Consider the following 26,654-nt stretch of genomic DNA (forward strand, 5'->3'; position numbering starts at 1 on the left):
TTATTTGCGCAACAGGCGCAAACCATTGAACACCACCAACAGGCTCACGCCCATGTCGGCAAACACTGCCATCCACATGGTAGCGAGCCCGGCGAAGGTTACCCCAAGAAAGATCGCCTTGATGACCAATGCCAGGGCAATGTTCTGCTTGAGGATGCTGGAGGTCTGTCGCGACAGGCGAATGAATGCCGGAATCTTGCGCAGATCGTCGTCCATCAGGGCAACATCGGCGGTTTCGATGGCGGTATCGGTGCCGGCGGCGGCCATGGCGAAACCGATCTCGGAACGGGCCAGCGCCGGCGCATCGTTGATGCCATCGCCGACCATGCCGACGTTATGCCCTTTCGCATACAGTGCTTCGATCGCCTGCAATTTGTCGGTGGGCAACAGATCGCCCTTGGCCTCGTCGATGCCGACTTGCGCAGCAATCGCCTGCGCGGTGTGGACGTTATCGCCGGTGAGCATCAGGGTCTTGATGCCCAAGGCGTGCAATTGCCGGATCGCTTCGCGGCTGGATTCCTTCACCGTGTCAGCCACGGCGAACAGCGCCAGCGGGCCGGAGCGGTCGAGCAGCAACACCACGGACTTGCCCTGTTTTTCCAGCGCGAAGAGCTTTTCTTCCAATGCCGGCGAGCACAGGCCCAACTCTTCAACCAAGCGGTGGTTGCCCAAATGGTAGAGCTGGTCGTTGATCTCGCCGCGCACCCCGCGACCGCCCAGCGCTTCGAAGTTATCCACAATCAGCGGCGCGTATTGTTTATCCACAGCTGCGTTGGCGATGGCCAGCGAGACCGGGTGATCAGAACGTGCGGCCAGCGCGGCGGCAATGGCCGGGGCCGATTCGTCCGCCGTCGGGTCCAACGACAGGTAATCGGTCTGCACCGGTTTGCCGTGGGTGATCGTTCCGGTTTTATCCAGTGCCAGGTAATCGAGCTTGTGGCCACTCTCCAGATAGACGCCGCCCTTGACCAGAATGCCTTTGCGCGCCACCGCCGCGAGGCCGCTGACGATGGTCACTGGCGTCGAGATCACCAGTGCACAGGGGCAGGCGACGACCAACAACACCAAGGCGCGGTAGATCCAGTCGAACCACAACGCATCCATGAACAGCGGTGGAATCACCGCGACCGCCAGCGCCAGGATAAACACGGCCGGCGTGTAGATTTTCGAGAAGCTGTCGACGAAGCGCTGGGTTGGAGCCCGCGCGCCCTGGGCCTGCTCGACCGCGTGGATGATCCGCGCCAGGGTCGAGTTGTTCGCTGCCGCCGTTACGGCATATTCCAGCGAACCGGCCTGATTGATGGTGCCAGCGAACACCTTGTCGCCGATGGTTTTTTCCACGGGCAGGCTTTCACCGGTGATCGGTGCCTGATCGATGGTCGAGTTGCCCGCCAATACTTCACCATCCAGCGCAATGCGTTCGCCGGGACGCACCCGCACCCGCGCACCGAGCTCGATGGCTTTCACGTCTTGCGCCACCCAACTGCCATCGGGCTGCAATACGGTCGCTTGCTCCGGTGTCATCTGCATCAGGCCGCTGATGGCATTGCGCGCGCGGTCCAGGGATTTGGCTTCGATCAACTCGGCCACGGTGAACAGGAACATCACCATCGCCGCTTCCGGCCACTGACCGATCAGGATCGCACCGGTTACCGCAATGCTCATCAGCGCATTGATGTTCAGATTGAGATTCTTCAGGGCAATCCAGCCCTTTTTATAGGTGCCGAGGCCGCCGCTGAGGATCGAGGCCAGTGCGATGATCGCCACCACCCAGTTCGGCGCGGCACTGGTGAAGTGGATCACTTCAGCCACCAACGCACCAACGCCGGACAACGCCAATGGCCACCAGGCTTTTTTCTCGGGGGCCGGTGCCGGTGCCTCGACGCCCTGCTCCAGCGGCTCGGCCTGCATGCCCAGGGATTTGATGGCGTCGATGATTGGCGCGGTGCCCGGCAGGTTGTGAGTCACGCCGAGCACGCGGTTAATCAGATTGAACTCCAGCTGCTGCACCCCGGTCAGTTTGCTTAGTTTGTTCTGAATCAGCGTCTGCTCGGTCGGGCAGTCCATGGCCTCAATGCGGAAACGGCTCAGCCGCGCATCGGCGCTTGGCGCTTCGCTCAACTGGATCAGCGCGGGCGCTTCGGCTTTCGTCGAGCAACAGGAATCACCATGGCCGCCATGTACGTGTTTGGGCACGGGCTTGAGCTTGCTGCCGCAGCAAGCATCGTCAGGTTTGTGGCTGTGCAGGGAATCGCTCATTGGTTGCGTCCATAAGAGTACCTGTTGCCAAGTAAAGACCCTGTAGCCACTATAGGGTCAAGCACCCTTTTGGAGATTGTCGTCATGAAGATCGGAGAACTGGCGAAACTCACCGATTGCGCCGTGGAAACGATCCGCTATTACGAGCGCGAAAACCTGCTGCCGGAGCCGGCCCGCAGCGATGGCAACTATCGCGTCTACACCCAGGCCCACGCCGAGCGCCTGACCTTCATCCGCAATTGCCGCACCCTGGACATGACCCTCGAAGAAATCCGCAGCCTGCTGGCGCTTCGTGACAGTCCGCAGGATCAGTGCGAAAGCGTCAACGCGTTGATCGACGAGCATATCCATCATGTGAAAGCACGGATCGACGGTCTGCTGGCCTTGCAGGCACAACTGCTCGACCTGCGCCAACGCTGCGGCGAAGGGCCGGATGTCGATCAATGCGGGATTTTGCAGCGGTTGGAAGTGAGTGGCGGGGTTGTGGCGACGGAGGTTGAGCATTCACATGTGGGCCGAAGTCACGGCCATTGAACACTCACCATAACCCTGTAGGAGCCGAGCTTGCTCGCGATAGCGGTTTGTCAGTCACATTAATGTTGAATGTGCTACCGCCATCGCGAGCAAGCTCGGCTCCTACAGGATCTTGATCAGGCCTTCAGACCGCCATCGGCGCGGTCATTGGCGCGTGGTGTTCATAGCCTTCCAGCGAGAAGTCGCTCGGCTCTACCAGTTCCAGCCACTCCGGCTGATACACCCCAGTCTTGGCAAACTCCGGCACGCGGTCGGAAATCACCAATTTCGGCATCGGGAACGGCTCGCGCTTGAGCTGTTCGTTGAGCATGTCCAGGTGGTTTTCGTAGACGTGGGCATCACCGATGAAATAGGTGAACCAGCGTGGCGTGTAGCCGGTCAGGCGACCGATCAGGCTCAGCAGCGCAGCACCTTCGGTGAGGTTGAACGGCGTGCCCAGGCCCAGGTCGTTGGAGCGGATGTAGAGGGTCAGGGAAATTTCCTTGGTCTCGACATTCGGGTGGAACTGGTACAGCAGGTGGCACGGCGGCAGAGCCATTTCATCGAGCTGGGCGCAGTTCCAGCCGTGGAACAGGATGCGGCGGCTGCCCGGGTCCTTGATGATGGTGTCGATGCACTGGCGAACCTGGTCGATGGCTTTGTACAACACCACGTAGGCCTGGCCGTTTTCTTCGCCTTCAGCGATCTGGCGGTAGCCTTGCTTCAGGGTCTGCTCGATGGCAGCCGGGTTGCTGACCGGGATCTGCTTGTACGCCGGCCATTTGCGCCATTGCACGCCGTAGATCTCACCGAGGTCATCGTCGCCCTGGCGGAACGGGTTGGCCAGCCACTGGGCGTTTTCGTTGGCGTTCTGGTCCCAGACCTTGCAACCCAACGCGCGGAATTCGGCAGCGTTGTTCACGCCACGCAGAAAACCGCACATTTCGCCAATCGCCGATTTGAAGGCCATCTTGCGCGTAGTGATCGCCGGGAAACCTTCCTGCAGGTCATAACGCAGCATGGCGCCGGGAAAACTGATGGTGTTCACGCCGGTGCGGTTGGCCTGTTTGGTGCCGTTCTTGATGACGTGGGCGACCAGTTCGAGATATTGCTTCATGAATTACCTGTGTCCTTGAACCCGCAGCCGTCGCTGCGGGGTCCGAATTTTATACGGCTGCCGCTGGAGTCGCCGGGGCGCGGTGATACGCCAGCCAGATCAGGAACAGCCCGCCGAGGATCATCGGCACGCACAGCACCTGACCCATGGTCAGCCAGTTCCAGGCCAGATAGCCCAGTTGCGCGTCCGGCACGCGAACGAATTCGACGATGAAACGGAAAATGCCGTAGAACAGCGCGAACATCCCCGATACCGCCATGGTTGGCCGCGGTTTGCGCGAGAACAGCCACAGGATCAGGAACAGTGCCACGCCTTCCAGCGCAAACTGATACAGCTGCGACGGGTGACGCGCGAGCTGCGCCGGATCGCTGAACGGCGGGAAAACCATCGCCCACGGCACGTCGGTCGGCTTGCCCCACAACTCGGCGTTGATGAAGTTACCAATGCGCCCGGCGCCCAGGCCGATCGGCACCATCGGTGCAACGAAGTCCATGAGCTGGAAGAACGATTTGTTGTTCTTTTTCCCGAACCACAACGCCGCCAGCATCACGCCGATGAAGCCGCCATGGAATGACATGCCGCCCTTCCACACTTCGAAGATCAGCGTCGGGTTGGCGAGGTAGGCGCTCAGATCGTAGAACAGCACATAGCCCAGACGACCGCCGACAATCACCCCCATCGACATCCAGAACACCATGTCGGAGAGTTTCTCCTTGGTCCAGGTCGGGTCGAAGCGGTTCAACCGGCGGGACGCCAGCAGCCAGGCGCCGCCGATGCCGATCAGGTACATCAGACCGTACCAGTGGATTTTCAGCGGACCGATGGCCAGGGCCACCGGGTCGATCTGCGGGTAAGGCAGCATTGCGACTCCTCATGAGTTCAAATCAATTCCCGGGCGACGCTGCCACCTCAGGATTAAGCCAGGATTGTGCTGTGCGTCAGAGCAGGAAACTCAGGCCAACGCAGAACAGCAAAGCGGCAAACAGCCTTTTCAGCAACTTTGGCGACAATCTGTGGGCCAGTCGCGCACCGATGCGGGCGAAGACCATGCTGGTCAGCGCAATGCCCAGCAGCGCCGGCAAATAAATAAAACCGAGACTATGGGCCGGGAGCAACGGATCGTGCCAGCCCAGAATCATGAAACTTAATGCACTTGCCAAGGCGATCGGCAGGCCGCAGGCCGATGATGTCGCCACCGCTTGCTGCATCGGCACGCTGCGCCAGGTCAGGAACGGCACGGTCAGCGAGCCGCCGCCAATGCCGAAAATCGCCGAGGCCCAGCCGATCACGGTGCCGGCGACGGTCAGACCGACTTTACCCGGCACCGTTCGGCTGGCCTTGGGTTTGACCTCCAGCGCCAGTTGCACGGCGATCACCAGGGCGAACACACCGATGATTTTCTGCAGGTTCGGCCCGGAAATCGCTTCGGCGGTCAGCGCGCCAAAACCGGCACCGATCAGGATGCCCACGGTCATCCACACGAAGATCGGCCAGCGCACCGCGCCGCGACGGTGATGCTCGCGCACCGCGTTGACCGAGGTGAAGATGATCGTCGCCAGCGACGTGCCGACGGCCAGGTGGGTCAGGATCGATGCGTCGAAACCTTGCAAGGTGAAACTGAACACCAGCACCGGGACGATGATGATCCCGCCGCCGACGCCGAACAACCCGGCCAACACCCCGGCGCAGGCGCCGAGCGCCAGATAGAGCAGAAATTCCATGCTGTTTCCCCACCCAACCCCAAAACCGGAGCGGCATGGTAACGGATGCATGGCCTCGGGCTCCACTGGATGGCGATGGATACCCGCACGATGACTGCGTAGAGTGGGCAAAAAACACACAAGGACCACCTTATGTGCCTGATTGTTTTCGCCTGGCGACCGGGTCATGCCCAGCCGCTGATCGTGGCGGCCAACCGCGACGAATTCTACGCCCGCCCCAGCCTGCCGCTGGCGCAATGGTCTGACGCACCGCAGGTTTACGCCGGCCGCGACCTGGAGGCCGGTGGTACCTGGCTCGGGGTCGGTGCCAACGGGCGCTTTGCTGCGCTGACCAATATCCGTGATCCGCATCGGCCGCCGGGGCGCAAGTCCCGCGGTGAACTGGTGGCGCGCTTTCTTAACGGGAGTCTGCCGATTGACGACTATTTAACCGACGTTGTCGCACGATCGCCGGAATATGGCGGTTTTAATCTGCTGATTGGCAACAATAACGAGCTCTGGCACTTCAATGCCCGGGAATCGGAAGCGGTGATGCTGACACCGGGGGTTTATGGGTTGTCGAACGCAGGGCTGGATACGCCGTGGCCGAAACTGCTCAAGGCCAGGGCGGCGTTGAGCGAGGTGCTGGACGATCCTCAGCCTCAGGCGCTGTTGGCGTTATTGAGCGACGCGCAGACCGCACCATTTGCCGACTTGCCGGATACCGGCGTCGGATTGGCGACCGAGACGTTGCTGTCGAGCGTGTTTATTGCCAGCCAGAGTTATGGGACGCGGGCGAGTACGGCGTTGATCGTGCAGGCGGATGGGTCACGGCATTTGGTTGAACGGAGTTTTGGGCCGTATGGCGGGCATTTGGGGGAAGTGGAGATAAAGATTTGAATCCGGCAATGAACTGTGGCGAGGGAGCTTGCTCCCGCTCGGCTGCGAAGCAGTCGTAAACCAGCCACTGCGGTTTTCCTGATAAAACGCAGTAGCCGGATTAGGAGCGCTTCGCACTCCAGCGGGAGCAAGCTCCCTCGCCACAGAGGCCATCAGAGGGGCTTGATCGCCGCCGGGTTGATCATCCGCGCCAACCCAAGGTTCTTCAGCGCCAGTTGCAGCGAGCTGTGGATAACCTGCGGGTTGTCGATGGTCATCAGCTCGGCGAGCAATTCCTTGGCCTTGCTCAAATTGATCTGACGCAGCATCCACTTCACTTTCGGCAAGTTGGTGGCGTTCATCGACAGGCTGTCGAAACCCATCGCCATCAACAGCACCGCCGCCGCCGGATCACCGGCCATCTCGCCGCAGATGCTCACCGGCTTGCCTTCGGCATGGGCGTCACGCACCACGTTCTGCAAAGCCTGGAGCACCGCCGGGTGCAAGTAGTCGTAGAGGTCGGCGACGCGTGGGTTGTTGCGGTCCACGGCCAGCAGGTATTGCGTCAGGTCGTTGGAGCCGACCGACAGGAAGTCGACCTGTCGCGCCAGTTCCTTGGTCTGATAAACAGCAGCCGGAATCTCGATCATCACCCCAATCGGTGGCATCGGCACGTCGCAGCCTTCGTCGCGAACTTCGCCCCAAGCCCGGTGAATCAGGTGCAGGGCTTCTTCCAGCTCATGGATGCCGGAAATCATCGGCAGCAGAATCCGCAAGTTGTTCAAGCCTTCGCTGGCCTTGAGCATGGCGCGGGTCTGCACCAGGAAGATTTCCGGGTGGTCGAGGGTAACGCGAATGCCGCGCCAGCCGAGGAACGGGTTGTCTTCCTTGATCGGGAAGTACGACAGCGACTTGTCGCCGCCGATGTCCAGCGTCCGCATGGTCACCGGTTGCGGGTGGAACGCGGCCAGTTGCTCGCGGTAGATCGCCAGCTGTTCCTTTTCACTCGGGAAACGCTGGTTGATCATGAACGGCACTTCGGTGCGGTACAGGCCAACGCCTTCGGCGCCGCGTTTCTGCGCCCGCGCCACGTCCGCCAGCAGCCCGGTGTTCACCCACAGCGGCATGCGGTGGCCATCGACCGTGATACACGGCAGATCGCGCAAGGCGTCCAGCCCGAGGGCCAGTTGCTTCTCTTCTTCGACCACCTCGGCGAACTGCTTGCGCAGCACGTCGCTCGGGTTGGTGTAGACCTCGCCGTGATAGCCGTCGACGATCATCTGGATGCCGTCGACCTTGGAATACGGCAGGTCGACCAGGCCCATCACCGTCGGAATGCCCATGGCACGCGCCAGGATCGCCACGTGGGAGTTGCCGGAACCGAGCACAGAGACCAGACCCGCCAGCTTGCCTTCAGGCACCTCGCCGAGCATGGCCGGCGTCAGTTCTTCGCTGACCAGAATGGTGTTGTCGGGATAGACCAGGGTTTGCTGGCGCTCTTCCTGCAAGTACGCAAGCAAGCGACGACCAAGGTCTTTGACGTCGGATGCGCGCTCACGCAGGTAGGCGTCGTCCATCAATTCGAAACGGTTGACGTGATCGGTGACCACCTGGCGCAACGCGCCCTGGGCCCACTGGCCGGTCTTGATCACCGTGGTCACTTCGCTGCCCAGCGCCGCGTCGTCGAGCATCATCAGGTAAACGTCGAACAAGGCGCGCTCTTCCGGGCGCAACTGCGTGGCGAGCTTGGCGGACAAGGTGCGCATGTCGGCGCGTACGCCTTCGATGGCGGTCTTGAACAGGCCCAGTTCGGCGCTGATGTCGGTGATGGTCTTGTCGGGCACCACGTCCAGGTCGGCTGGAGGCAGCATGACCACCGCCGTACCGACCGCCGCACCCGGCGAACCCGGTACGCCGACGAACTTGGCTTCCTGGATACCTTTGCCCTGGCGGCCCAGGCCACGGATCGAACCGGTGGCCTCGGCGTGGGCGATAACGCCGGCAAGCTGCGCGCTCATGGTCACGAGGAAGGCTTCTTCACCTTCATCGAACTGGCGGCGTTCTTTTTGCTGGATGACCAACACGCCGACGACGCGACGGTGGTGAATGATCGGCGCCCCGAGGAACGAGGCGTAACGCTCTTCACCGGTCTCGGCGAAGTAGCGGTAGCGCGGGTGATCCGCGGCGTTTTCGAGGTTCAGGGGTTCTTCACGCGTGCCGACCAGGCCAACCAGACCTTCATTGGGCGCCATGCTGACCTTGCCGATCGAGCGCTTGTTCAAGCCCTCGGTGGCCATCAGCACGAAACGGTTGGTCTCGGGGTCAAGCAGGTAGACCGAGCAGACCTGGCTGCCCATGGCCTCTTTGACGCGCAACACAATAATCCCCAACGCCGCCTTGAGATCCTTGGCGGAGTTAACTTCCTGGACGATCTTGCGCAGCGTATTGAGCATGGCTCGGGGTCGAACTCCGTCGTCAGTCGCGCGCTAAAAGGCGCGGGGCAAGCTCTTTGAGAGCGCGTCGATACACCTCGCGCTTGAATGTCACCACCTGGCCCAACGGATACCAATAGCTGACCCAGCGCCAGCCATCGAACTCCGGTTTACCGGTCAAATCCATCCGCACCCGCTGCTCGTTGGAGATCAGGCGCAGGAGAAACCACTTCTGTTTCTGGCCGATGCACAGCGGTTGGCTGTGAGTCCTGACCAGACGTTGCGGCAAACGATAGCGCAACCAGCCCCGGGTGCAGGCGAGTATTTCAACATCTTCGCGCTCCAGGCCCACTTCTTCGTTCAGCTCGCGGTACAAGGCGTCTTCCGGCGTCTCCTGGGGGTTGATCCCACCTTGAGGAAACTGCCAGGCATCTTGATTGATTCGGCGAGCCCATAGCACCTGGCCGGCATCATTCGTGAGAATGATCCCGACATTAGGACGGAAACCATCGGGGTCGATCACGGCAACAACCTCGCAAACGCATGTCGCCGCATTGTTCCACAAAGGTTGTGAAGGCAGCAACGCGCCGGCCGACCTTATGTGCACTCTTGTGAAAAGTCCGTATTCTGGACGCCTTTCTACAGACTTTTCAGCGAGTAACTGCAATGCGGCTGGCTTTATTCGACTTGGACAACACGCTTCTGGGTGGCGACAGCGATCACGCCTGGGGCGATTACCTGTGTGAGCGCGGCTTCCTCGACGCCGTTGCCTACAAGACACGCAACGACGAGTTCTACCAGGACTACCTGGCCGGCAGGCTGGACAACGCCGCCTACCTGAATTTCTGCCTGGAAGTGCTCGGCCGCACCGAAATGGCCACGCTGGATCTGTGGCACAGCGATTACATGCGCGACTGCATCGAACCGATCATGCTGCCCAAGGCGATCGAACTGCTGAAAAAGCACCGCGACGCTGGTGACATGCTGGTGATCATCACCGCCACCAACCGCTTCGTCACAGGCCCGATTGCCGAACGCCTGGGCGTCGAAACCCTGATCGCCACCGAATGCGAAATGCTCGACGGCCGCTACACCGGGCGCAGCACCGACGTGCCGTGCTTCCGTGAAGGCAAGGTGACACGGTTGAATCGTTGGCTGGAAGAGACCGGGTACAACCTGGAAGACAGCTATTTCTACAGCGACTCGATGAATGATCTGCCGTTGCTGGAGCAGGTGGCGAATCCGGTGGCGGTTGATCCAGATCCGAATCTGCGGGCCGAGGCCGAGAAGCGTGGCTGGCCGGTGATTTCATTGCGCGACTGATTACGCCTTCGCGAGCAAGCCCGCTCCCACAGGAGGTTTGCGTCGTTCACAGAACCAATGTGGGAGCGGGCTTGCTCGCGAAGGAGTCAACTCGGTCTCAAGCATTAAACCGGCTTGGCACCCATCAACCCGGCAATCGCGATAAAGCAGACAAAACTGAACAACGCCAAGGCAAAGGTAAATTTACCCACGCCACCCGGCGCCTTGCGCAGTTTGTTGAGCCGCACCAGCAACCAGAACCACGCCAGCGCCGCCACGGTGTACAGCACGCTCGACGCCAACAACCAAGTCTGTCCCAACGGCCAGCCGACAAGATGCACCATCCCCCAGCCGGTAAACGGCATGCTCAGCAACGCCAGCCCCATCAACAACCAGATGAACACTCGCGGCCGTTGCAGGGTGCGGCTGCCCGCCGTCGCGTCGCCGTTATGTCGCGCGCGCCAGACCCAGATACCCAAGCCCAACGCACTCAGCAACAACACCACCGTTGCCACCATGTGCGCCATTTTCAGGGCCGTTAACGTTTCCATGATTCGATTTCCTTATGCCTTGCCCATCAGCGTAGCCGTTCAGCCAAGAAACAGCTGATAGGCCGGGTTGTCGCTTTCATCCCAGTACGGGTAGCCGATTTCTTCCAGCGCCGCCGGTACCAGATGACGTTCATCGTGAGGCACTTGAAGGCCCGCAACCACACGGCCATCTGCCGCACCGTGGTTGCGGTAGTGGAACATCGAAATGTTCCAGCGCCCGCCGAGCTTGTTGAGGAAGTTGAACAGCGCACCCGGCCGCTCCGGGAATTCGAAGCGCAGGATCACCTCGTCAACCACATGCGCCGCGCGGCCACCGACCATGTGACGGATGTGCAACTTGGCCAGTTCGTTGTCGGTCAGGTCCAGCACCGGGAAACCTTGTTCGCTCAGACTGGCGATCAACGCGCTGCGCGGGTCGTTTTCCGGGTGCGTCTGCACGCCAACGAAGATGTGCGCTTCGCTGCCGGTGTTGTAGCGGTAGTTGAATTCGGTGATCTGGCGCTTGCCGATAGCTTCGCAGAACGCCTTGAAGCTGCCCGGCTGCTCGGGGATGGTCACGGCGATGATCGCTTCGCGGCCTTCACCGAGTTCGGCGCGCTCGGCGACGTGGCGCAAACGGTCGAAGTTGACGTTGGCGCCGGAGTCGATGGCGACGAAGGTCTGGCCGCTGACGCCGCGCTGCTCGACGTATTTCTTGATCCCGGCCACGCCCAGGGCGCCGGCAGGTTCGGTGATCGAGCGGGTATCGTCGTAGATGTCCTTGATCGCCGCGCAGATTTCGTCAGTGCTGACGGTGATCACTTCATCGACATAGTCTTTGCAGATATCAAAAGTGTGCTGACCGATCTGCGCCACCGCTACGCCGTCGGCAAAGATGCCCACGGTCGGCAGCACCACGCGCTCGCCGGCCGCCATGGCGGCTTGCAGGCAGTTGGAATCATCCGGTTCGACGCCGATGACCTTGATGTCCGGACGCAGGTACTTCACGTATGCCGCGATACCGGCGATCAGACCGCCACCGCCGACCGGGACGAAAATCGCATCCAGAGGCGCCGGGTGCTGGCGCAAAATCTCCATGGCCACCGTGCCCTGCCCGGCAATGGTGTGGGGATCGTCGTAGGGGTGAATGTAGACGTAGCCTTTTTCGTCGACCAGTTTCAGCGAGTAGGCCAGGGCTTCCGGGAACGAATCACCGTGCAGCACCACTTTGCCGCCGCGCGAACGCACGCCTTCGACCTTGATCTCGGGGGTGGTCTTGGGCATGACGATGGTCGCTTTCACGCCCAACACCTTGGCCGCCAGGGCCAGGCCTTGCGCATGGTTGCCCGCCGAAGCGGTGACCACGCCGCGAGCGCGTTCTTCATCGCTCAGCTGGGTCAGCTTGTTGTACGCGCCGCGAATCTTGAACGAGTACACCGGCTGCAAGTCTTCACGCTTGAGCCAGATATCGTTGCCCAACCGCTCGGAGAGCTGGCGGGCAGTCTGCAACGGGGTTTCAACGGCAACGTCATAAACGCGCGAGTTGAGGATCATTTTGACGTACTGTTCAAGCATCGGAAAGCATCACTGAGCGGCTGGGCAGGACCAAGGAGTCTAACCCGGCTTTTGGGCGGACGACCACACGAATACAGAGGTTTTAGCCCGACATGGGGCTATAATGCCGGCCTTTCCGTTCTTACCTTGCCCGCTTCCGGAGCCCGCATGACCCAGGATCAACTCAAACAGGCAGTGGCTCAGGCCGCCGTCGACTTCATCCTTCCGAAACTTGACGACAAGAGCATCGTCGGGGTCGGCACCGGCTCCACCGCCAACTGCTTCATCGACGCCCTGGCCCAGCACAAGGGCGCGTTCGATGGCGCGGTCGCCAGTTCCGAGGCCACCGCCGCGCGCCTCAAGGGCCACGGAATTCCGGTGTACGAGCTGAACACTGTCAGCGACCTGGAGGTCTACGTCGACGGCGCCGATGAAAGCGACGAACACCTGAACCTGATCAAGGGCGGCGGCGCAGCCCTGACCCGCGAGAAGATCGTCGCGGCCGTGGCCAAGACCTTCATCTGCATCGCCGACGCCAGCAAACTGGTGCCGGTACTCGGCGCGTTCCCGCTGCCGGTCGAAGTGATCCCGATGGCCCGCAGCCACGTGGCCCGCCAATTGGTCAAACTCGGCGGCGACCCGGTTTACCGCGAAGGCGTGCTGACCGATAACGGCAACATCATCCTCGACGTGTTCAATCTGGAGATCACCAACCCGGTGGAGCTTGAGTCGCAAATCAATGCGATCGTCGGCGTGGTGACCAATGGCTTGTTCGCGGCGCGTCCGGCGGATCTGCTGTTGTTGGGGACCAGTGAAGGTGTGAAGACCCTCAAGGCCTGATGACCTGTAGGAGCAAAGCTTGCTCGCGATGAACGATAACGCGGTGTGTCAGATACGCCGCCATCGCGAGCAAGCTCAGCTCCTACAATGCTCTGAGGTGTTTGTCAGTTTGATGTTGGCTTTTTGAAGACGTAAAACAGATTCGGCTCGCTCACCAGGTACATCGTACCGTCGTCGTCCATGGCGATCCCTTCCGCTTGCGGCACCGTCTTTTGCAGCCCCTGCCGGCCCTTGTTCAGTGACATGGTGCTCAGTGGGCGCCCGTCCACATCCAGTTCCAGAATCAACCGTGACTCGTCGGACAGCGCCATCAAGTGGCCGCTGCGCTCGTCATATTGCAGGCTCGACAGATCGCGTACGAACATCCCGGCATCACGCTTGGGATTGTTGATGACGTGTACTGCGTAGGATTTTTCCGGATTGAAATGCGGAAACCCGTGCACTTCGTAGATCAGCATCGGGTCGCGCTCCTTGGCGACGAACAGGCGCTTGCCCACCGAATCGTAGGCCAGCCCTTCAAATCCCTTGTTGCCGCTCATGTGCACGCCGAGCGTCATCTGCTCGGCGTCCGCCGCATCGAGGAACGTGGTGTCGTACTCCAGATGAATCTTGATCAGCCGCTGCTGGCGTTCGTCGGTGATCACGTAGGTGTCGGCGCTGATGTACTCCACCGCCTCCGGATCGCCGAAGCCGACCAACGCGATGCGGCGCAGGATCTTGCCGTCGAGGGAAAGCTCGATCAGCTCGGAGTTTTGATTGGTAACGGTAAACAGGCTTTTGCGCACCGGGTCGTAGGTCAGCGCTGAAACATCGTCGTCCAACCCCTCGATAACCTGCGCCTCCAATACCACCTGATATTGATCCAGGCCAATGGACTGGGTGCTCAGCGGCTGCCAGAGCGTGTGCAGGTTGAACCAGGCACGCTCAAACAACCGCAGGTGCTGACCGAAAGCGATCAACACGATCAGCGCGATCACCGACAGGAGCAGGATCAAGGGTTTGGGGCGGGCAAATCGGCGCATTGGAGGCGGGCTCGGAATCAAAACAGGCGGATGAAATACCACGCGAGTCTGAATTAAAGCTTAATGGCCACTTGCCCGCTCCTACAACTTGGTAACGAAATTCCTACAGGAAGGGTTCAACGCTGCTTTTCAAAACGGTAGAACAGGTTCGGCTCGCTCACCATGTACAGCGTGCCCGCCTCGTCCATGGTCACGCCTTCGGCACGGGGAATGGTTTTCTTCAGGCCATTGAAGCCACCCAGCAAGGTCATGAAACTGACCTGTTCGCCTTTCTCGTCCAGCTCCAGCAACAGATGCGAATCGGCGGACAACACCAGGGTGTGACCGGTGCGCGGGTCGATGGCCAAGGCGGACAGATTGCGCACGTCCAGTTCATCGCTGGCCAATTTTTGCTTCTCGCCGATCAGTTTCTGGCCGTCACCCTTCCAGGTGAACAGCGCCGGTGGACGCTCCTCACCCAACAGCAGTTGCTGATTGCGCGAATCCCAGGTGATGGCTTCGAAGGCTTTGTTCTGGTCTTTCGACGGACCGAGATCATATTTCGCGAAATTGGCAATGTTCAGTTCGCGAGTGTCGGCATCGACCCTGACGATGGTAATCAGATGATCACGCTCATCGACGATGGCCAACAGGCCATTGCCCAGCACCGTCACGCCCTCTGGATTGCTCCAGCCCACCAGCGGCATCTTGCGTAGCACGTCACCCTGCAAACTCAACTCGACCAGGAACGGATTTTTGCCCATCACCGAAAACAGGGTTTTGCTTTGGGGGTCGTAGGCCAGGTCCGAGGCTTCGTCCTTTTCCAGGCCGGGCAGCGGCTTGGCGTCGATCACTGCCTGGTAGTCCGGCAGCCAGACACTTTCCTGGCGTGCGGCCGGGCTTTCGAAGCGCTCCTGCAACCAGAGCATGCCGCGATCATCCCAATGCATGGCAAACGCGACGCCGTAGGCGATGGCGGCCACCAGCAATAGCCAGGAATACCAACGCAGAGCAAAGCGCGAACGACGGACAGGTTTGAGCGTGGAGAGCGGTGGAGTGGCCATCAGGGAATGCGTTCCAGAAATTCAGGCTAGGGGTAATAGCACAAATGGGCCCGGCTCAGACGCCGAAAGCCCAGGAATTATCCAGACCTGATGTGAAAAAAACGGGAAATGGCGGGATAGCCCTGATTGGGGCGGCGCATCACTTGTAGGAGCAAAGCTTGCTCGCGATGAACGATGACTCGGTGTATCAGACACACCGTCATCGCGGGCAAGCCATGCTCCCACAAGGAAAGCAGCGGTTTAACGGACGCTGCTGTTGAAGCTGCTGGCGCCCGGCAGTTCCAGGACGATTTCGTCGCCGACGTTCAGCGGACCAACGCCCACCGGCGTGCCGGTGAGGATCACATCACCGGCCTGCAGCGAGAAGCAGCCGGCCATGTGCTGGATCATCGGCACGATCGGGTTGAGCATCGCGCTGCTGTTGCCATCCTGGCGCACTTCGCCGTTGATGGTCAGGCGGATGCCGATGTTGGTCAGGTCAGCGAAGGTGCTGCCGGACACGAACGGAGCGATCACCGCCGCGCCGTCGAAGGACTTGGCGATTTCCCAGGGCAGACCTTTGGATTTCAGCTCGGCCTGCTTGTCGCGCAGGGTCAGGTCCAGGGCCGGGGCGAAACCGGAAATGGCGTCGAGCACTTCTTCAACGCTCGGCTTGGTCGACAACGGCTTGCCGATCAATACCGCGATTTCCGCTTCGTAATGCACCGAACCGCGCTCGGTCGGAATGCTGAAACCGCCTTCCAGCGGCACTACGCAACTGCCCGGCTTGATGAACAGCAGCGGTTCGGTCGGCACCGGATTGTCCAGTTCCTTGGCGTGTTCGGCGTAGTTACGGCCGATGCACACCACTTTCCCCAGCGGGAAATGAATGCGCGTACCGTCGACATACTGGTGCTGATAGCTCATTACCGACTCCTGCTTCGTTGGCTCTTAAAGTTCGAAAATCAAACAGCGAAAATCTTGCCCGGGTTCATGATGCCGTTCGGGTCGAACACCGCTTTGACGGCTTTCATGTACTCGATCTCAACCGGCGAACGGCTGTAGGTCAAGTAATCACGCTTGGTCATGCCCACGCCGTGTTCGGCGGAGATCGAACCGTTGTACTTCTCGACGGTTTCGAACACCCACTTGTTGACGGTCGCGCACTTGGCGAAGAACTCGTCCTTGCTCAGGTTATCCGGCTTGAGGATGTTCAAGTGCAGGTTGCCGTCGCCGATGTGGCCGAACCAGACAATTTCGAAGTCCGGGTAATGTTCGCCGACGATCGCGTCGATTTCCTTCAGGAACGCCGGGACTTTCGATACGGTGACCGAAATGTCGTTCTTGTACGGCGTCCAGTGGGAAATGGTTTCGGAGATGTATTCGCGCAGCTTCCAAAGGTTGTGCAACTGGGTTTCGCTCTGGCTCATCACGCCGTCCAGCACCCAGCCCTGCTCGACGCAGTGCTCGAAGGTTTCCAGGGCGTGGTTGGCCACTTCTTCGGTGGTCGCTTCGAATTCCAGCAGCGCGTAGAACGGGCAATCGGTTTCGAATGGCGCCGGGACGTCACCGCGGCCCATGACTTTGGCCAGGGCTTTGTCGGAGAAGAATTCGAAGGCAGTCAGGTCGAGCTTGCTCTGGAACGCGTGCAGCACCGGCATGATCGAGTCGAAATCGGTAGTGCCAAGGACCATTGCGGTGAGGTTTTTCGGTGCGCGATCCAGACGCATGGTCGCTTCAACCACGAAACCGAGGGTGCCCTCGGCGCCGATGAACAGCTGACGCATGTCGTAGCCGGTGGCGTTCTTGATCAAATCGCGGTTCAGTTCCAGCACGTCGCCCTTGCCGGTGACGACTTTCATGCCGGCAACCCAGTTGCGGGTCATGCCGTAGCGAATCACCTTGATCCCGCCGGCATTGGTGCCGATATTGCCGCCAATCTGGCTCGAACCGGACGAGGCAAAATCCACCGGGTAGTACAGACCTTTTTCTTCAGCGACGTTCTGCAATTGCTTGGTGACCACGCCCGGCTGACAAACGGCAGTACGGTCGGTGAGGTTCACGTCGAGGATCTGGTTCATGTAATCGAACGACACGACCACTTCACCGTTGGCCGCCACGGCCGCGGCAGACAAACCGGTACGGCCGCCGGACGGCACCAGCGCCACCTTGTGTTTGTTGGCCCACAGGACAATGGCTTGGACCTGCTCGGTGGTCTTTGGGAACACGATGGCGGTCGGCGCCGGGGCGAAATGCTTGGTCCAATCCTTACCGTAAGCATTCAGGGAGTCGGCATCGGTCAGCACCTTGCCAGGCTCAACCAGGGTCTTCAGCTCATCAATCAGGGCAGGATTGGTCATCGACAGAACTCTCGAACAATTCATGGTCATCCTGAGAACGCTTCACGTCGCAGGAATGAGTGTTTAGCGGGGCGCCTATGCTAGCATATCGACCCCGCAGGATAGTGCCCAACGGCTGTTCTGCGGCGACGGCTTTCTTGCCGTCGGGGTCAGCGTCTGTTGACCATTTCCTGCCATTTTTCTCCGGGATACAGGTTTACGCAGATGAGCAAGACTTCTCTCGATAAGAGCAAGATCAAGTTCCTTCTTCTCGAAGGCGTCCACCAATCGGCTGTCGACGTCCTCAAGGCGGCGGGCTACACCAGCATCGAGTACCTCACAGGTTCTCTGCCGGAAGCCCAGCTCAAGGAAAAGATCGCTGATGCTCACTTCATCGGCATTCGCTCCCGCACTCAACTGACCGAAGAGATCTTCGATCACGCGAAGAAACTGGTCGCTGTCGGCTGTTTCTGCATCGGCACCAACCAGGTCGACCTGAGTGCTGCCCGCGAGCGCGGTATCGCCGTGTTCAACGCGCCGTACTCCAACACTCGTTCCGTTGCCGAGCTGGTGCTGGCCGAAGCGATCCTGTTGCTGCGCGGCATCCCTGAGAAGAACGCTTCCTGCCACCGTGGCGGCTGGATCAAGAGCGCGGCCAATTCCTTCGAAATCCGCGGCAAGAAGCTGGGCATCGTTGGTTATGGCTCGATCGGTACGCAACTGTCGGTCCTGGCTGAAGGCCTGGGCATGCAGGTGTACTTCTACGACACCATCACCAAGTTGCCACTGGGCAACGCCACTCAGGTAGGCAACCTGCACGAGCTGCTGGCGATGTCCGACATCGTTTCGCTGCACGTTCCGGAAACCGCCGCCACCCAGTGGATGATGGGCGAGAAGGAAATCCGCGCCATCAAGAAAGGCGGCATCCTGATCAACGCCGCACGCGGCACCGTGGTCGAACTGGACCACCTGGCCGCCGCCATCAAGGACAAACACCTGATCGGCGCAGCGATCGACGTATTCCCGGTGGAGCCTCGCTCCAACGAAGAAGAGTTCGAAAGCCCGCTGCGTGGCCTGGACAACGTGATCCTGACCCCGCACATCGGCGGTTCCACTGCCGAGGCGCAAGCCAACATCGGTCTTGAAGTGGCTGAGAAACTGGTCAAGTACAGCGACAACGGTACTTCGGTATCGTCCGTGAACTTCCCGGAAGTGGCCCTGCCGGCTCACCCTGGCAAGCACCGCCTGCTGCACATCCACGAAAACATTCCGGGCGTACTCAGCGAGATCAACAAGGTCTTCGCCGAAAACGGCATCAACATCTCCGGTCAGTTCCTGCAGACCAACGAGAAAGTCGGCTACGTGGTGATCGACGTCGACGCCGAGTACTCGGACCTGGCGCAAGAGAAGCTGCAACACGTCAACGGCACCATCCGTAGCCGCGTGTTGTTCTGATAGCGACTTGAGCGACAAAAAAAGGGAGCTTTCGAGCTCCCTTTTTTCATGCGCGCTGCCAGCTTATTTGACGTTGACGGTGATTTTTTCCGACACGATCGGTGGATCGAAGGCCATGTGGTTCTTGTCGCCCAACTCCAGTTGCAAGGTGTGCTCACCGGGTGTCAGCGTCACCTCGGTTTCGGTTTGTGCCTTGCCGAAATGCACGTGATTAGCGTCTACGGGAATCACCTGCCCCGCAGCCACTATCTCTGTGGCGTCGATCAGCAAATGGTGGTGACCGGTGTTCTTGGTGGCGTCGCCCGCTGGCGCCAGCGCAATGTTCTCGACAGCGAACTTGACCCTGAAGGTTTGCGGAACAGTCCCACCGTCTTTAGGAGACACGATGGACACTTCAGCGCCCTTGGGAGCTGGCGTCGCCGCACTGGCCAGCACCGAAACACCCATCAACAGGCCAGCCAAAGCAGCACGTGACATAAAGGTTTTCATTCTCTTCTCCAGTTTTTCCGTAAAATTCGCGTGACCATCACAACTTCATGGTCAATCGTTGTCGAAGGCACTCGACAACCATAGCAAAGCGAGCCTGAATCAGAGGGTCGCGATAAAAAATTCAAAGGAGTGACCATGCGCTTTCTGCCTGGCCTGATCTGCCTGCTACCCCTTTTGAGCCCTTTGGCTCATGCCGAACTGATTGACGACGTGAACGACCGTGGCGAGTTGCGCATTGCCCTGGAGGCTAATACACCTCCATTCAACTTCAAGGAAGACGACAAACTCGCGGGCTTTGAAGTCGAACTGGGTCAAATGCTCGCCAACGAACTCGATGTGCGCGCCGACTTCGTCGTCACCGACGCCAGCGATCTGCTCAATGGCGTCGAAAGCGGCAAGTACGACATCGCCATCAACCACATTACAGAGACCCCGGCGCTCACGGATCGTTTCGACTTCAGCGAGCCCTACATCAAGACCAATGCGCAATTGATCGCGCAGAAAGATGCGCCGCAATCCATCCTGCTGGTGCAGTCGCTGACGGAAGAAAAACCCAAAGCCAACCCAGCGGTGAGCCTGGCGATTCCGTTTCAGAAGGGTAACCCGGCGTTTCATGCCAGCCTGGAAAACGCGTTGCAGCGGATCAAGGCCGATGGCCGACTGGCGGCGCTGGAGGAGAAGTGGTTTGGGGCGGAATCGGGGGCGGTGCCCAAGCCTTAACGGCGACAAGAATCGAATGTGGGAGCGGGCTTGCTCGCGAAGGCATTGTGTCAGTCGACAAACCCGTTGCCTGATACGCCGCCTTCGCGAGCAAGCCCGCTCCCACAATGGTTTTGTATGAGGTTTTAATCGAGTGCTGCCAGCACCTGCGCCGCTTCCGCCAGCTCCAGCTCACTGAACACCAACACCCCATGGCGCTTGAGCAACGCTGCCGTCACCCCTTCGCCACTGACCTTCACCCCACTGAACGTACCGTCATACGTCAGCAGGTTGCCGCACGACGGGCTATTGGCCTTGAGGATGGCGATGCGGATGCCGTGTTGTTGTACCAACTCCAGCGCTTGATAAGCCCCGGACAGAAATTGCGCACTGACGTCCTCGCCCTCGGTGGTGATCACCGACGCATGACCTTCAAGCACTTCGCTGCCCTGCCCGCCAGGAATCTCCGCAGCCGCCCGTGGAGTCGGCAAGCCTCCGGCGACTTCCGGGCACAGCGGCACGACCCGACCTTCGTCGAGCCACGCCTGAAGCTGATCGAACGGCCCACTGGCACCACCGTCGTAACGAACGCGGTGACCCAACAGGCAGCGGCTTACCAATATCTTCTGCATGATCAGAACGGCTCGTTGCCCCGGCGCCGAAACCAGCCGGTCAACGACAGGCGTTCCCGGGTCGCGGGCAGGACTTCATGGGGAACCTCACCTGACAGGAACACCACCAGGCAGCCACCGGTTGGCACCACATCGTATTCCGCGTTTTCACCCAGGTACATGCGCAACTGGCCGCCATGCTCGGGAAGCCAGGCGTCGTTGAGATAGACCACCGCCGATACCATCCGCTTGTCGTCATCCCGGAAGCGATCGACGTGCTTGAGGTAGAACGCGCCGGGCGGGTACATCGCGAAATGGCTTTCGAAATCTTCCAGCCCCAGGAACAGACCGCGGTTCATCGCCTCGCGCAGGCTGTCCATCAACCGCAGATAACTGTCGCACGCCTCGGCCTGACCAGGTTCTATCCACTGGATGTGATCACCGCGAATCCCCTCGCGGATCTCCGAGGAAGGCCCACGCCCCACCGCTGCCGGGGCCAATTCACCCTTGGCGGCACGTTTACGGCACTCGGCCGCCAGTGCTCGGGTCAGATCCAGAGGCAGGAAAATATTCTGCTGCGACCAGCCGTTGGCAGCGAGGTCGTCGACGATTCGTAACAGCAGCGGGTGATCAGAAGGTATTTGCATGGCGCGCATAGTATTCCGGCGCCTGAAAATCCGACAGAGCCACGCAGCGGGTTGATACGAATTCTCGACAAGACCTTATGCCACACGGAGAATAGTCGCCTGCTGACAGGAGTCCCTATGCGCCGTTTGCTTTTCTCCCTGCTGATGTTCTGCGTTTTGCCCGCCTGGGCAGACGGCCACGACCAGTTGTACAAGGTCGCCGGCTGGCCGGAACAACGCGCGCATTTCAGCGACGCCCTCTCGGCTGCGCAGCAACGCTACCAAAGCAGCTTGCCGCCGGCGGTATTCCAGGCCCTGGTCAACAACAGCAACCAGCGGTTTGAACCCAAGGCTGTCGACCAGCGCGCCGAAGCGCAATTGCGCAAGAACCTCACCGATCCGAAGCCCGCACTGGCGTTCTTTCAATCCCCGCTGGGCAAGAAAGTCGTCGCCGCCGAACTGCTCGCCACCCGTCGCGATCAATTGGCGAAAAACGCCAAGGGCTTGCCGAAGACGCAGGCCAGCGACAGCCGCTTGCTGATCATCGGCCACCTGGCCCAGGCGCTGCCCGCGCGCGAGGCCGGGGCGGAAGTCAGTCTGGCGATTGCCGGTGTCGCGGCCGACAGCCTGAGCTCGATGATCCCCGGCCTGCTCGGCGCAGGTCAGGCGCAAGGCATGTTGAATGGGCAACGGCAGCGCTTGATGGACCAGATCGGCAGCGACCTGAACAACACGCTGCTGTATGTCTATCGCGACCTGTCGGATGAAGAGCTGGAAGAATTCGCCACGTTTGCCGAATCGACTGAAGGCAAGGCGTATTACCAGGCGGCGCTGGCGGCGATCAAGGCGGGGCTGGCGGTGGGGCAGAATCCTTCGAATCTCAGCCAGTGATCTCTGGCGCCTGAAAGTCCGCCTTCGCGAGCAAGCCCGCTCCCACATTAGACCGCGTTAGTCTGAGCAACTCGGTCCACTGTGGGAGCGGGCTTGCTCGCGAAGGGGCCAGTATTGTCACTGAGCATTCCTGCCCTTGATCCGCTTGCTCAAAAACCCGAAATACTCCCCCCGCAACACCAGCGCCTCATTCGCCAAATGATGCCGTGCCTCGGGCAGCATCAACACCTGCGGCCGATCGAACTTCGCCCGCAACACCTCAAGGTTGTGCTGCCAATCCACCGTCATGTCGGCCTGCCCCTGCACAATCAATGGTCGCCGGGTGCTGACCGGTGCGGCTTCGACACGCTTGATCCATTGCGCCAATGCCCCCACCCACGCCGTCGGCAGGCGCAGCGGCTGCAACGGATCGGCTTGCAGGAACGGCAGGAAGGCCGGGTCGTTGGAGTTCTCGCTGAAGCGCCGGGCAATCGCTTTGACGAACGGCTTGAGCAGGTAATAACTGAAATGCGACCAGCCCCAGGCCCGCGGCCGCACCAAAGGCGCCAGCAGAATCACCTGGCCCTGGGCCGGACTGCTCGCCCCCGCATTCAACACATGATCGATCACGATCGCCCCACCGGTGCTCTGCCCGCACAGATGCCACGGTTGCGGCAGGTCAAGGGACTGCGCTTCGGCAAACAGTCCCTGCAAGGTGTCCTGATACTCGGCGAAGTCCTTGATACTCGCCCGCTCGCCGCTGGACAGACCGTGCCCCGGCAGGTCGCAAGCAATCACCGCAAACCCCTGATCGAGCGCCCACTCGATCACATGCCGGTAGAGCCCGGTGTGATCGTAGAAACCGTGGAACACGAACAGCGTCGCCTTCGCTTGCACCGGCCACCAGACCTGGCTGACCAACTCGTAGCCATCAATCTGAAAACGCCCCAGCCCACTGCGGACATGGCGCGAGGAAAAATCCAGACCGTAGAACCGCTGATACGCCTGCGCCTCCGCTGACAACGGCTGTCCCTCGGCCAATGGCCGCAGGCTGGCGCGCAGATGATCAGGGTCGAAAGTCGCAGACATGGACGATTCCAGACACGAAACAGAGTTTATGGATCTGCGATATTCATCTGTCGCGGCAAGCATGGCAAGCTAGCCGACCTTCGAGGATTGACCCTATGCGCTCGCCCGTTCGTGCCACCGTGTTTATCAGCCTGCTCGCTCTGTTGTGCGCCGGCGTGTTGTGGGCGGCTTACGATTGGTTTCAGGGACGCTACCTGCGCGCATTCAGCGAGCACACGGCCGTGTTCTCCGGTGATCCACTGCGCCTGCCCGATACGCTTGCCGGCCCCGGCGCCATTCGCCTCGTGCACTTCTGGGACCCGGCCTGTCCGTGCAATGTCGGCAATCAGCAGCACCTCAGCGAACTGGTCGAGCAGTATGGTCCGCAAGGTGTCGAGTTCTACTCCGTGCAAAAGCCCGGCAGCCACGGTCAGTTGCCGAGCACCTTGAGCAACCTGAAAACCATCACGGTCCTGCCCGGTTCCGAGCAAATCCCCGCCAGCCCCGCCGTGGCGATCTGGGATCGCAGCGGCAAACTGGCGTACTTCGGCCCGTACAGCGAAGGTCTGACCTGCAATTCCAGTAACAGTTTTATCGAGCCGATCCTGCAAGCGCTGAACCAGGGCCGCCCGGTGAGTGCCACGCACACACTGGCGGTGGGTTGTTACTGCCCGTGGCCAGTCGATACGTCGAAGTAGGGAAAAACGCGGCAATACGAATCCCTCCTACGGGCGATGGGCCAATTGGGTGAGCCGTGTTAAACAGTGGCACCAGGGAACTGCTGCCACTCATAACAACAAGGAGTCACCATGAAACGAAGCCTGACCGCACTCGGTCTGCTGATTGTCGCGCTCACCGCAGCCGGCGGCTGGTACGTCTACAGCAAGCAACCGACACGCCAGGGCATGGTGGAACTGCAACACCTGCAAGGTTCGGTCACCGTGCGCTATGACGAGCGCGGCATCCCGCACATCCGCGCCGAAAACGAACCCGACCTGTACCGCGCGCTCGGCTATGTCCACGCCCAGGACCGGTTGTTCCAGATGGAAGTCCTGCGTCGCCTCGCCCGTGGCGAGTTGGCCGAAGTGCTCGGGCCGAAGCTGCTCGACACCGACAAGCTGATGCGCAGCCTGCGCATTCGCGAACGCGCTGAAACCTACCTGGCGAATCTTGATAAGCAATCACCGACCTTCATCGCCATGCAGGCGTATCTGGATGGCATCAACCAGTATCAGGACAGCCACGCCAAACCCGTGGAGTTCGATGTGCTGGGCATTCAGAAGCGCCCGTTCACCGCCCAGGACACCATCAGCATCGCCGGTTACATGGCCTACAGTTTTGCCGCGGCGTTTCGCACCGAACCCTTGCTGACTTTCGTGCGCGATCAACTGGGGCCGAACTACCTGAACGTATTCGATCTCGACTGGCAGCCCAAGGGCGTGCTGGCGAAGCAACACAGCGGCAGCGGGCCGGTTCTCGCCAGCGCCGACTGGAAGGACCTCAACGCCCTCGCCCGTCTCAGCGAGCAGGCCTTGGCCGACAACGGCCTGCCGCAGTTCGAGGGCAGCAATGCCTGGGTCGTGGCCGGCAATCGCACCAAAAGCGGCAAGCCGCTGCTGGCAGGTGACCCGCACATCCGCTTCTCTGCGCCGTCGGTGTGGTACGAGGCGCATCTCTCGGCACCGGGCTTCGAGCTCTACGGCCACTATCAAGCCTTGATGCCGTTCGCCTCGCTGGGTATGAACCGCGACTTCGGCTGGAGCATCACCATGTTCCAGAACGATGACCTCGACCTGATCGCCGAGAAGGTCAACCCGGCCAATCCCAATCAGGTCTGGTATCGCGGCAAATGGGTAGACATGGTGAGCAGCGAACAGCAGATCGCGGTCAAGGGCCAGGCGCCCGTCACCTTGGTGCTGCGTCAGTCGCCCCATGGTCCGATCGTCAACGATGCGCTGGGCAACAGCGTCGGCAAAACACCGATCGCCATGTGGTGGGGTTTTCTCGAAAGCCAGAACCCGATCCTTGAAGGCTTCTATCAACTCAACCGCGCCGACACCCTGGCCAAGGCCCGCAGTGCTGCGGCCAAGATTCAGGCGCCGGGGCTGAACGTGGTCTGGGCCAACGCCAAGGGCGACATCGGCTGGTGGGCGGCGGCGCAATTGCCCAAGCGGCCTGCCGGGGTGAAGCCGTGGTTCATCCTCGACGGCAGCACTGCCGAGGCGGACAAGGACGGTTTCTACCCGTTCAGCGCCAACCCGCAGGAAGAGAACCCGGCGCGGGGCTATATCGTCTCGGCCAACTTCCAGCCTGTGTCGGCGACGGGCATGGAAATCCCCGGCTATTACAACCTGGCCGACCGTGGCCAGCAGCTTAATCAGCAACTCAGCGACAAGGCGATCAAGTGGGATCTGGATGCCAGCCAGCAGCTGCAACTGGGCACCACCACCGGTTACGGCCCGCGCTTGTTGGCGCCACTGCTACCGGTGTTGCGTGAAGTGGTCAGCGATCCTGCAGAACTCAAACTGGTGGAGCAACTGGCGCAGTGGAAAGGCGATTACCCTCTCGAATCCACAAACGCCACCGTGTTCAACCAGTTCCTGTTCAACCTCGCCGACGCGGCGATGCACGATGAACTGGGCAACGACTTTTTCGAAACGCTGCTCTCGACCCGCGTGATCGACGCAGCGCTGCCACGCCTGGCGGCAAACGCCGATTCACCGTGGTGGGACAACCGCAACACCCTCGGCAAGGAAACCCGTGCCGATACAGTCAAGACTGCCTGGCAGGCGAGCATCGCCCACCTCAAGACCACCCTCGGTGCGGATTTCGCGCAATGGCAGTGGGGCAACGCGCACACCCTGACCCATGGTCATCCGCTGGGCCAGCAAAAGCCGCTGGATCGTCTGTTCAACGTCGGCCCGTTCGCCGCACCTGGCAGCCATGAAGTACCGAACAACCTGTCAGCCAAGATTGGCCCGGCACCGTGGCCGGTGACCTACGGCCCGTCGACCCGGCGCCTGATCGACTTCGCCGACCCGACCCACAGCCTGACCGTCAACCCGGTTGGCCAGAGCGGCGTGCCGTTTGACAGTCACTATGAGGATCAGGCCGAGGCGTATATCGAAGGGGTTTACTACCAGGTGCATATCAATGATGAAGAGGTGACGGCCAATACCCGCAGTACGTTGAAGCTGTTGCCGGCGCGGGGTGCTCAGTAAATTTGTATTGGCCGGGCTGACGCCTTCGCGAGCAAGCCCGCTCCCACATTAGATCGAGTTCCTCCAGGCAGAATACGGTCGAATGTGGGAGCGGGCTTGCTCGCGA

General features: G+C 60.5%; 25 protein-coding genes. 9 read left to right on the forward strand and 16 right to left on the reverse strand.

Features of this window, described 5'->3' with window-relative positions:
* Entirely contained in the window at positions 1-2,259 is a 2,259-nt protein-coding gene (locus V6Z53_RS00975) for a heavy metal translocating P-type ATPase (protein ID WP_338583723.1), read from the reverse strand.
* An 84-nt stretch (positions 2,260-2,343) separates the two neighbouring features.
* Between V6Z53_RS00975 and cadR the strand changes: the two genes are divergently transcribed.
* On the forward strand, positions 2,344-2,793 hold the full coding sequence (cadR, locus tag V6Z53_RS00980; protein ID WP_075946353.1) for a Cd(II)/Pb(II)-responsive transcriptional regulator: 450 nt from the start codon (positions 2,344-2,346) through the stop codon (positions 2,791-2,793).
* A gap of 124 nt (positions 2,794-2,917) precedes the next feature.
* Here cadR and V6Z53_RS00985 read toward each other — a convergent pair whose 3' ends face one another.
* The 3 genes from V6Z53_RS00985 to V6Z53_RS00995 form a co-directional block, all read right to left on the reverse strand.
* On the reverse strand, positions 2,918-3,889 hold the full coding sequence (locus V6Z53_RS00985) for a thymidylate synthase (RefSeq protein WP_338583724.1): 972 nt from the start codon (positions 3,887-3,889) through the stop codon (positions 2,918-2,920).
* 49 nt (positions 3,890-3,938) lie between these two features.
* Positions 3,939-4,751, reverse strand: a complete 813-nt coding sequence (gene lgt / locus V6Z53_RS00990; protein WP_338583725.1) for a prolipoprotein diacylglyceryl transferase — start codon at positions 4,749-4,751, stop codon at positions 3,939-3,941.
* A gap of 76 nt (positions 4,752-4,827) precedes the next feature.
* Positions 4,828-5,610, reverse strand: coding sequence for a sulfite exporter TauE/SafE family protein (locus V6Z53_RS00995; protein WP_338583726.1), 783 nt, complete (start codon positions 5,608-5,610; stop codon positions 4,828-4,830).
* Positions 5,611-5,742: 132 nt separating this feature from the next.
* Between V6Z53_RS00995 and V6Z53_RS01000 the strand changes: the two genes are divergently transcribed.
* Positions 5,743-6,489: an NRDE family protein gene (locus V6Z53_RS01000; protein WP_338583728.1), complete on the forward strand. Its 747-nt coding sequence runs from the start codon at positions 5,743-5,745 to the stop codon at positions 6,487-6,489.
* A gap of 152 nt (positions 6,490-6,641) precedes the next feature.
* On the opposite strand, the gene ptsP is transcribed toward V6Z53_RS01000, so the two are convergent.
* Together ptsP and V6Z53_RS01010 are read right to left on the reverse strand one after the other, a co-directional pair.
* Positions 6,642-8,921, reverse strand: coding sequence for a phosphoenolpyruvate--protein phosphotransferase (ptsP, locus tag V6Z53_RS01005; protein ID WP_338583729.1), 2,280 nt, complete (start codon positions 8,919-8,921; stop codon positions 6,642-6,644).
* A 22-nt stretch (positions 8,922-8,943) separates the two neighbouring features.
* The gene (locus V6Z53_RS01010; RefSeq protein ID WP_007897732.1) at positions 8,944-9,423 is read right to left on the reverse strand and encodes an RNA pyrophosphohydrolase; all 480 of its coding nucleotides are present in this window, start codon (positions 9,421-9,423) and stop codon (positions 8,944-8,946) included.
* A 143-nt stretch (positions 9,424-9,566) separates the two neighbouring features.
* Here V6Z53_RS01010 and V6Z53_RS01015 point away from each other — a divergent pair, with 143 nt between their 5' ends.
* Positions 9,567-10,223 carry an HAD family hydrolase gene (locus tag V6Z53_RS01015; RefSeq protein ID WP_338583730.1) on the forward strand — a complete coding sequence of 219 codons (657 nt, stop codon included), beginning with the start codon at positions 9,567-9,569 and terminating at the stop codon, positions 10,221-10,223.
* A gap of 104 nt (positions 10,224-10,327) precedes the next feature.
* On the opposite strand, the gene V6Z53_RS01020 is transcribed toward V6Z53_RS01015, so the two are convergent.
* On the reverse strand, positions 10,328-10,753 hold the full coding sequence (locus V6Z53_RS01020; protein ID WP_338583731.1) for a DUF2269 domain-containing protein: 426 nt from the start codon (positions 10,751-10,753) through the stop codon (positions 10,328-10,330).
* A gap of 39 nt (positions 10,754-10,792) precedes the next feature.
* A complete protein-coding gene (ilvA, locus tag V6Z53_RS01025) occupies positions 10,793-12,307 on the reverse strand; it encodes a threonine ammonia-lyase, biosynthetic (RefSeq protein ID WP_338583732.1) in 1,515 nt (504 codons plus the stop codon).
* A 147-nt stretch (positions 12,308-12,454) separates the two neighbouring features.
* Here ilvA and rpiA point away from each other — a divergent pair, with 147 nt between their 5' ends.
* Positions 12,455-13,126, forward strand: coding sequence for a ribose-5-phosphate isomerase RpiA (gene rpiA / locus V6Z53_RS01030; protein WP_338583734.1), 672 nt, complete (start codon positions 12,455-12,457; stop codon positions 13,124-13,126).
* Positions 13,127-13,230: 104 nt separating this feature from the next.
* Here rpiA and V6Z53_RS01035 read toward each other — a convergent pair whose 3' ends face one another.
* The 4 genes from V6Z53_RS01035 to V6Z53_RS01050 form a co-directional block, all read right to left on the reverse strand.
* The gene (locus tag V6Z53_RS01035) at positions 13,231-14,148 is read right to left on the reverse strand and encodes an SdiA-regulated domain-containing protein (protein WP_338583735.1); all 918 of its coding nucleotides are present in this window, start codon (positions 14,146-14,148) and stop codon (positions 13,231-13,233) included.
* Between the two features lie 116 nt (positions 14,149-14,264).
* Positions 14,265-15,191, reverse strand: a complete 927-nt coding sequence (locus V6Z53_RS01040; protein WP_338583736.1) for an SdiA-regulated domain-containing protein — start codon at positions 15,189-15,191, stop codon at positions 14,265-14,267.
* A 240-nt stretch (positions 15,192-15,431) separates the two neighbouring features.
* Positions 15,432-16,097: a fumarylacetoacetate hydrolase family protein gene (locus tag V6Z53_RS01045; protein WP_338583737.1), complete on the reverse strand. Its 666-nt coding sequence runs from the start codon at positions 16,095-16,097 to the stop codon at positions 15,432-15,434.
* A gap of 38 nt (positions 16,098-16,135) precedes the next feature.
* A complete protein-coding gene (locus V6Z53_RS01050) occupies positions 16,136-17,530 on the reverse strand; it encodes an FAD-binding oxidoreductase (RefSeq protein ID WP_338583738.1) in 1,395 nt (464 codons plus the stop codon).
* Between the two features lie 204 nt (positions 17,531-17,734).
* Here V6Z53_RS01050 and serA point away from each other — a divergent pair, with 204 nt between their 5' ends.
* Entirely contained in the window at positions 17,735-18,964 is a 1,230-nt protein-coding gene (gene serA / locus V6Z53_RS01055; RefSeq protein WP_338583739.1) for a phosphoglycerate dehydrogenase, read from the forward strand.
* Between the two features lie 63 nt (positions 18,965-19,027).
* On the opposite strand, the gene V6Z53_RS01060 is transcribed toward serA, so the two are convergent.
* Entirely contained in the window at positions 19,028-19,453 is a 426-nt protein-coding gene (locus V6Z53_RS01060; protein ID WP_338583740.1) for a DUF4399 domain-containing protein, read from the reverse strand.
* Positions 19,454-19,588: 135 nt separating this feature from the next.
* Here V6Z53_RS01060 and V6Z53_RS01065 point away from each other — a divergent pair, with 135 nt between their 5' ends.
* Complete coding sequence (locus V6Z53_RS01065; protein WP_338583741.1) at positions 19,589-20,173, forward strand: transporter substrate-binding domain-containing protein; 585 nt, start codon at positions 19,589-19,591, stop codon at positions 20,171-20,173.
* A 125-nt stretch (positions 20,174-20,298) separates the two neighbouring features.
* On the opposite strand, the gene V6Z53_RS01070 is transcribed toward V6Z53_RS01065, so the two are convergent.
* Positions 20,299-20,784 (reverse strand): DUF523 domain-containing protein, encoded by a 486-nt coding sequence (locus tag V6Z53_RS01070; RefSeq protein ID WP_338583742.1) that lies wholly within the window; start codon positions 20,782-20,784, stop codon positions 20,299-20,301.
* Positions 20,785-20,786: 2 nt separating this feature from the next.
* Complete coding sequence (locus V6Z53_RS01075) at positions 20,787-21,419, reverse strand: 2OG-Fe(II) oxygenase (protein ID WP_338583743.1); 633 nt, start codon at positions 21,417-21,419, stop codon at positions 20,787-20,789.
* A gap of 108 nt (positions 21,420-21,527) precedes the next feature.
* Here V6Z53_RS01075 and V6Z53_RS01080 point away from each other — a divergent pair, with 108 nt between their 5' ends.
* A complete protein-coding gene (locus V6Z53_RS01080; RefSeq protein WP_338583744.1) occupies positions 21,528-22,280 on the forward strand; it encodes a DUF2059 domain-containing protein in 753 nt (250 codons plus the stop codon).
* Between the two features lie 117 nt (positions 22,281-22,397).
* Here the strand turns inward: V6Z53_RS01080 and V6Z53_RS01085 are convergent, their stop codons facing one another.
* Positions 22,398-23,348, reverse strand: coding sequence for an alpha/beta hydrolase (locus tag V6Z53_RS01085; protein ID WP_338583745.1), 951 nt, complete (start codon positions 23,346-23,348; stop codon positions 22,398-22,400).
* Positions 23,349-23,443: 95 nt separating this feature from the next.
* Between V6Z53_RS01085 and V6Z53_RS01090 the strand changes: the two genes are divergently transcribed.
* Positions 23,444-24,025, forward strand: coding sequence for a DUF6436 domain-containing protein (locus V6Z53_RS01090; protein WP_338583746.1), 582 nt, complete (start codon positions 23,444-23,446; stop codon positions 24,023-24,025).
* A 111-nt stretch (positions 24,026-24,136) separates the two neighbouring features.
* Positions 24,137-26,548: a penicillin acylase family protein gene (locus V6Z53_RS01095; RefSeq protein WP_338583747.1), complete on the forward strand. Its 2,412-nt coding sequence runs from the start codon at positions 24,137-24,139 to the stop codon at positions 26,546-26,548.
* The last annotated feature ends 106 nt before the right edge of the window (positions 26,549-26,654 follow it).

The sequence above is a fragment of the Pseudomonas sp. MAG733B genome (assembly GCF_036884845.1).
Lineage (GTDB): Bacteria > Pseudomonadota > Gammaproteobacteria > Pseudomonadales > Pseudomonadaceae > Aquipseudomonas.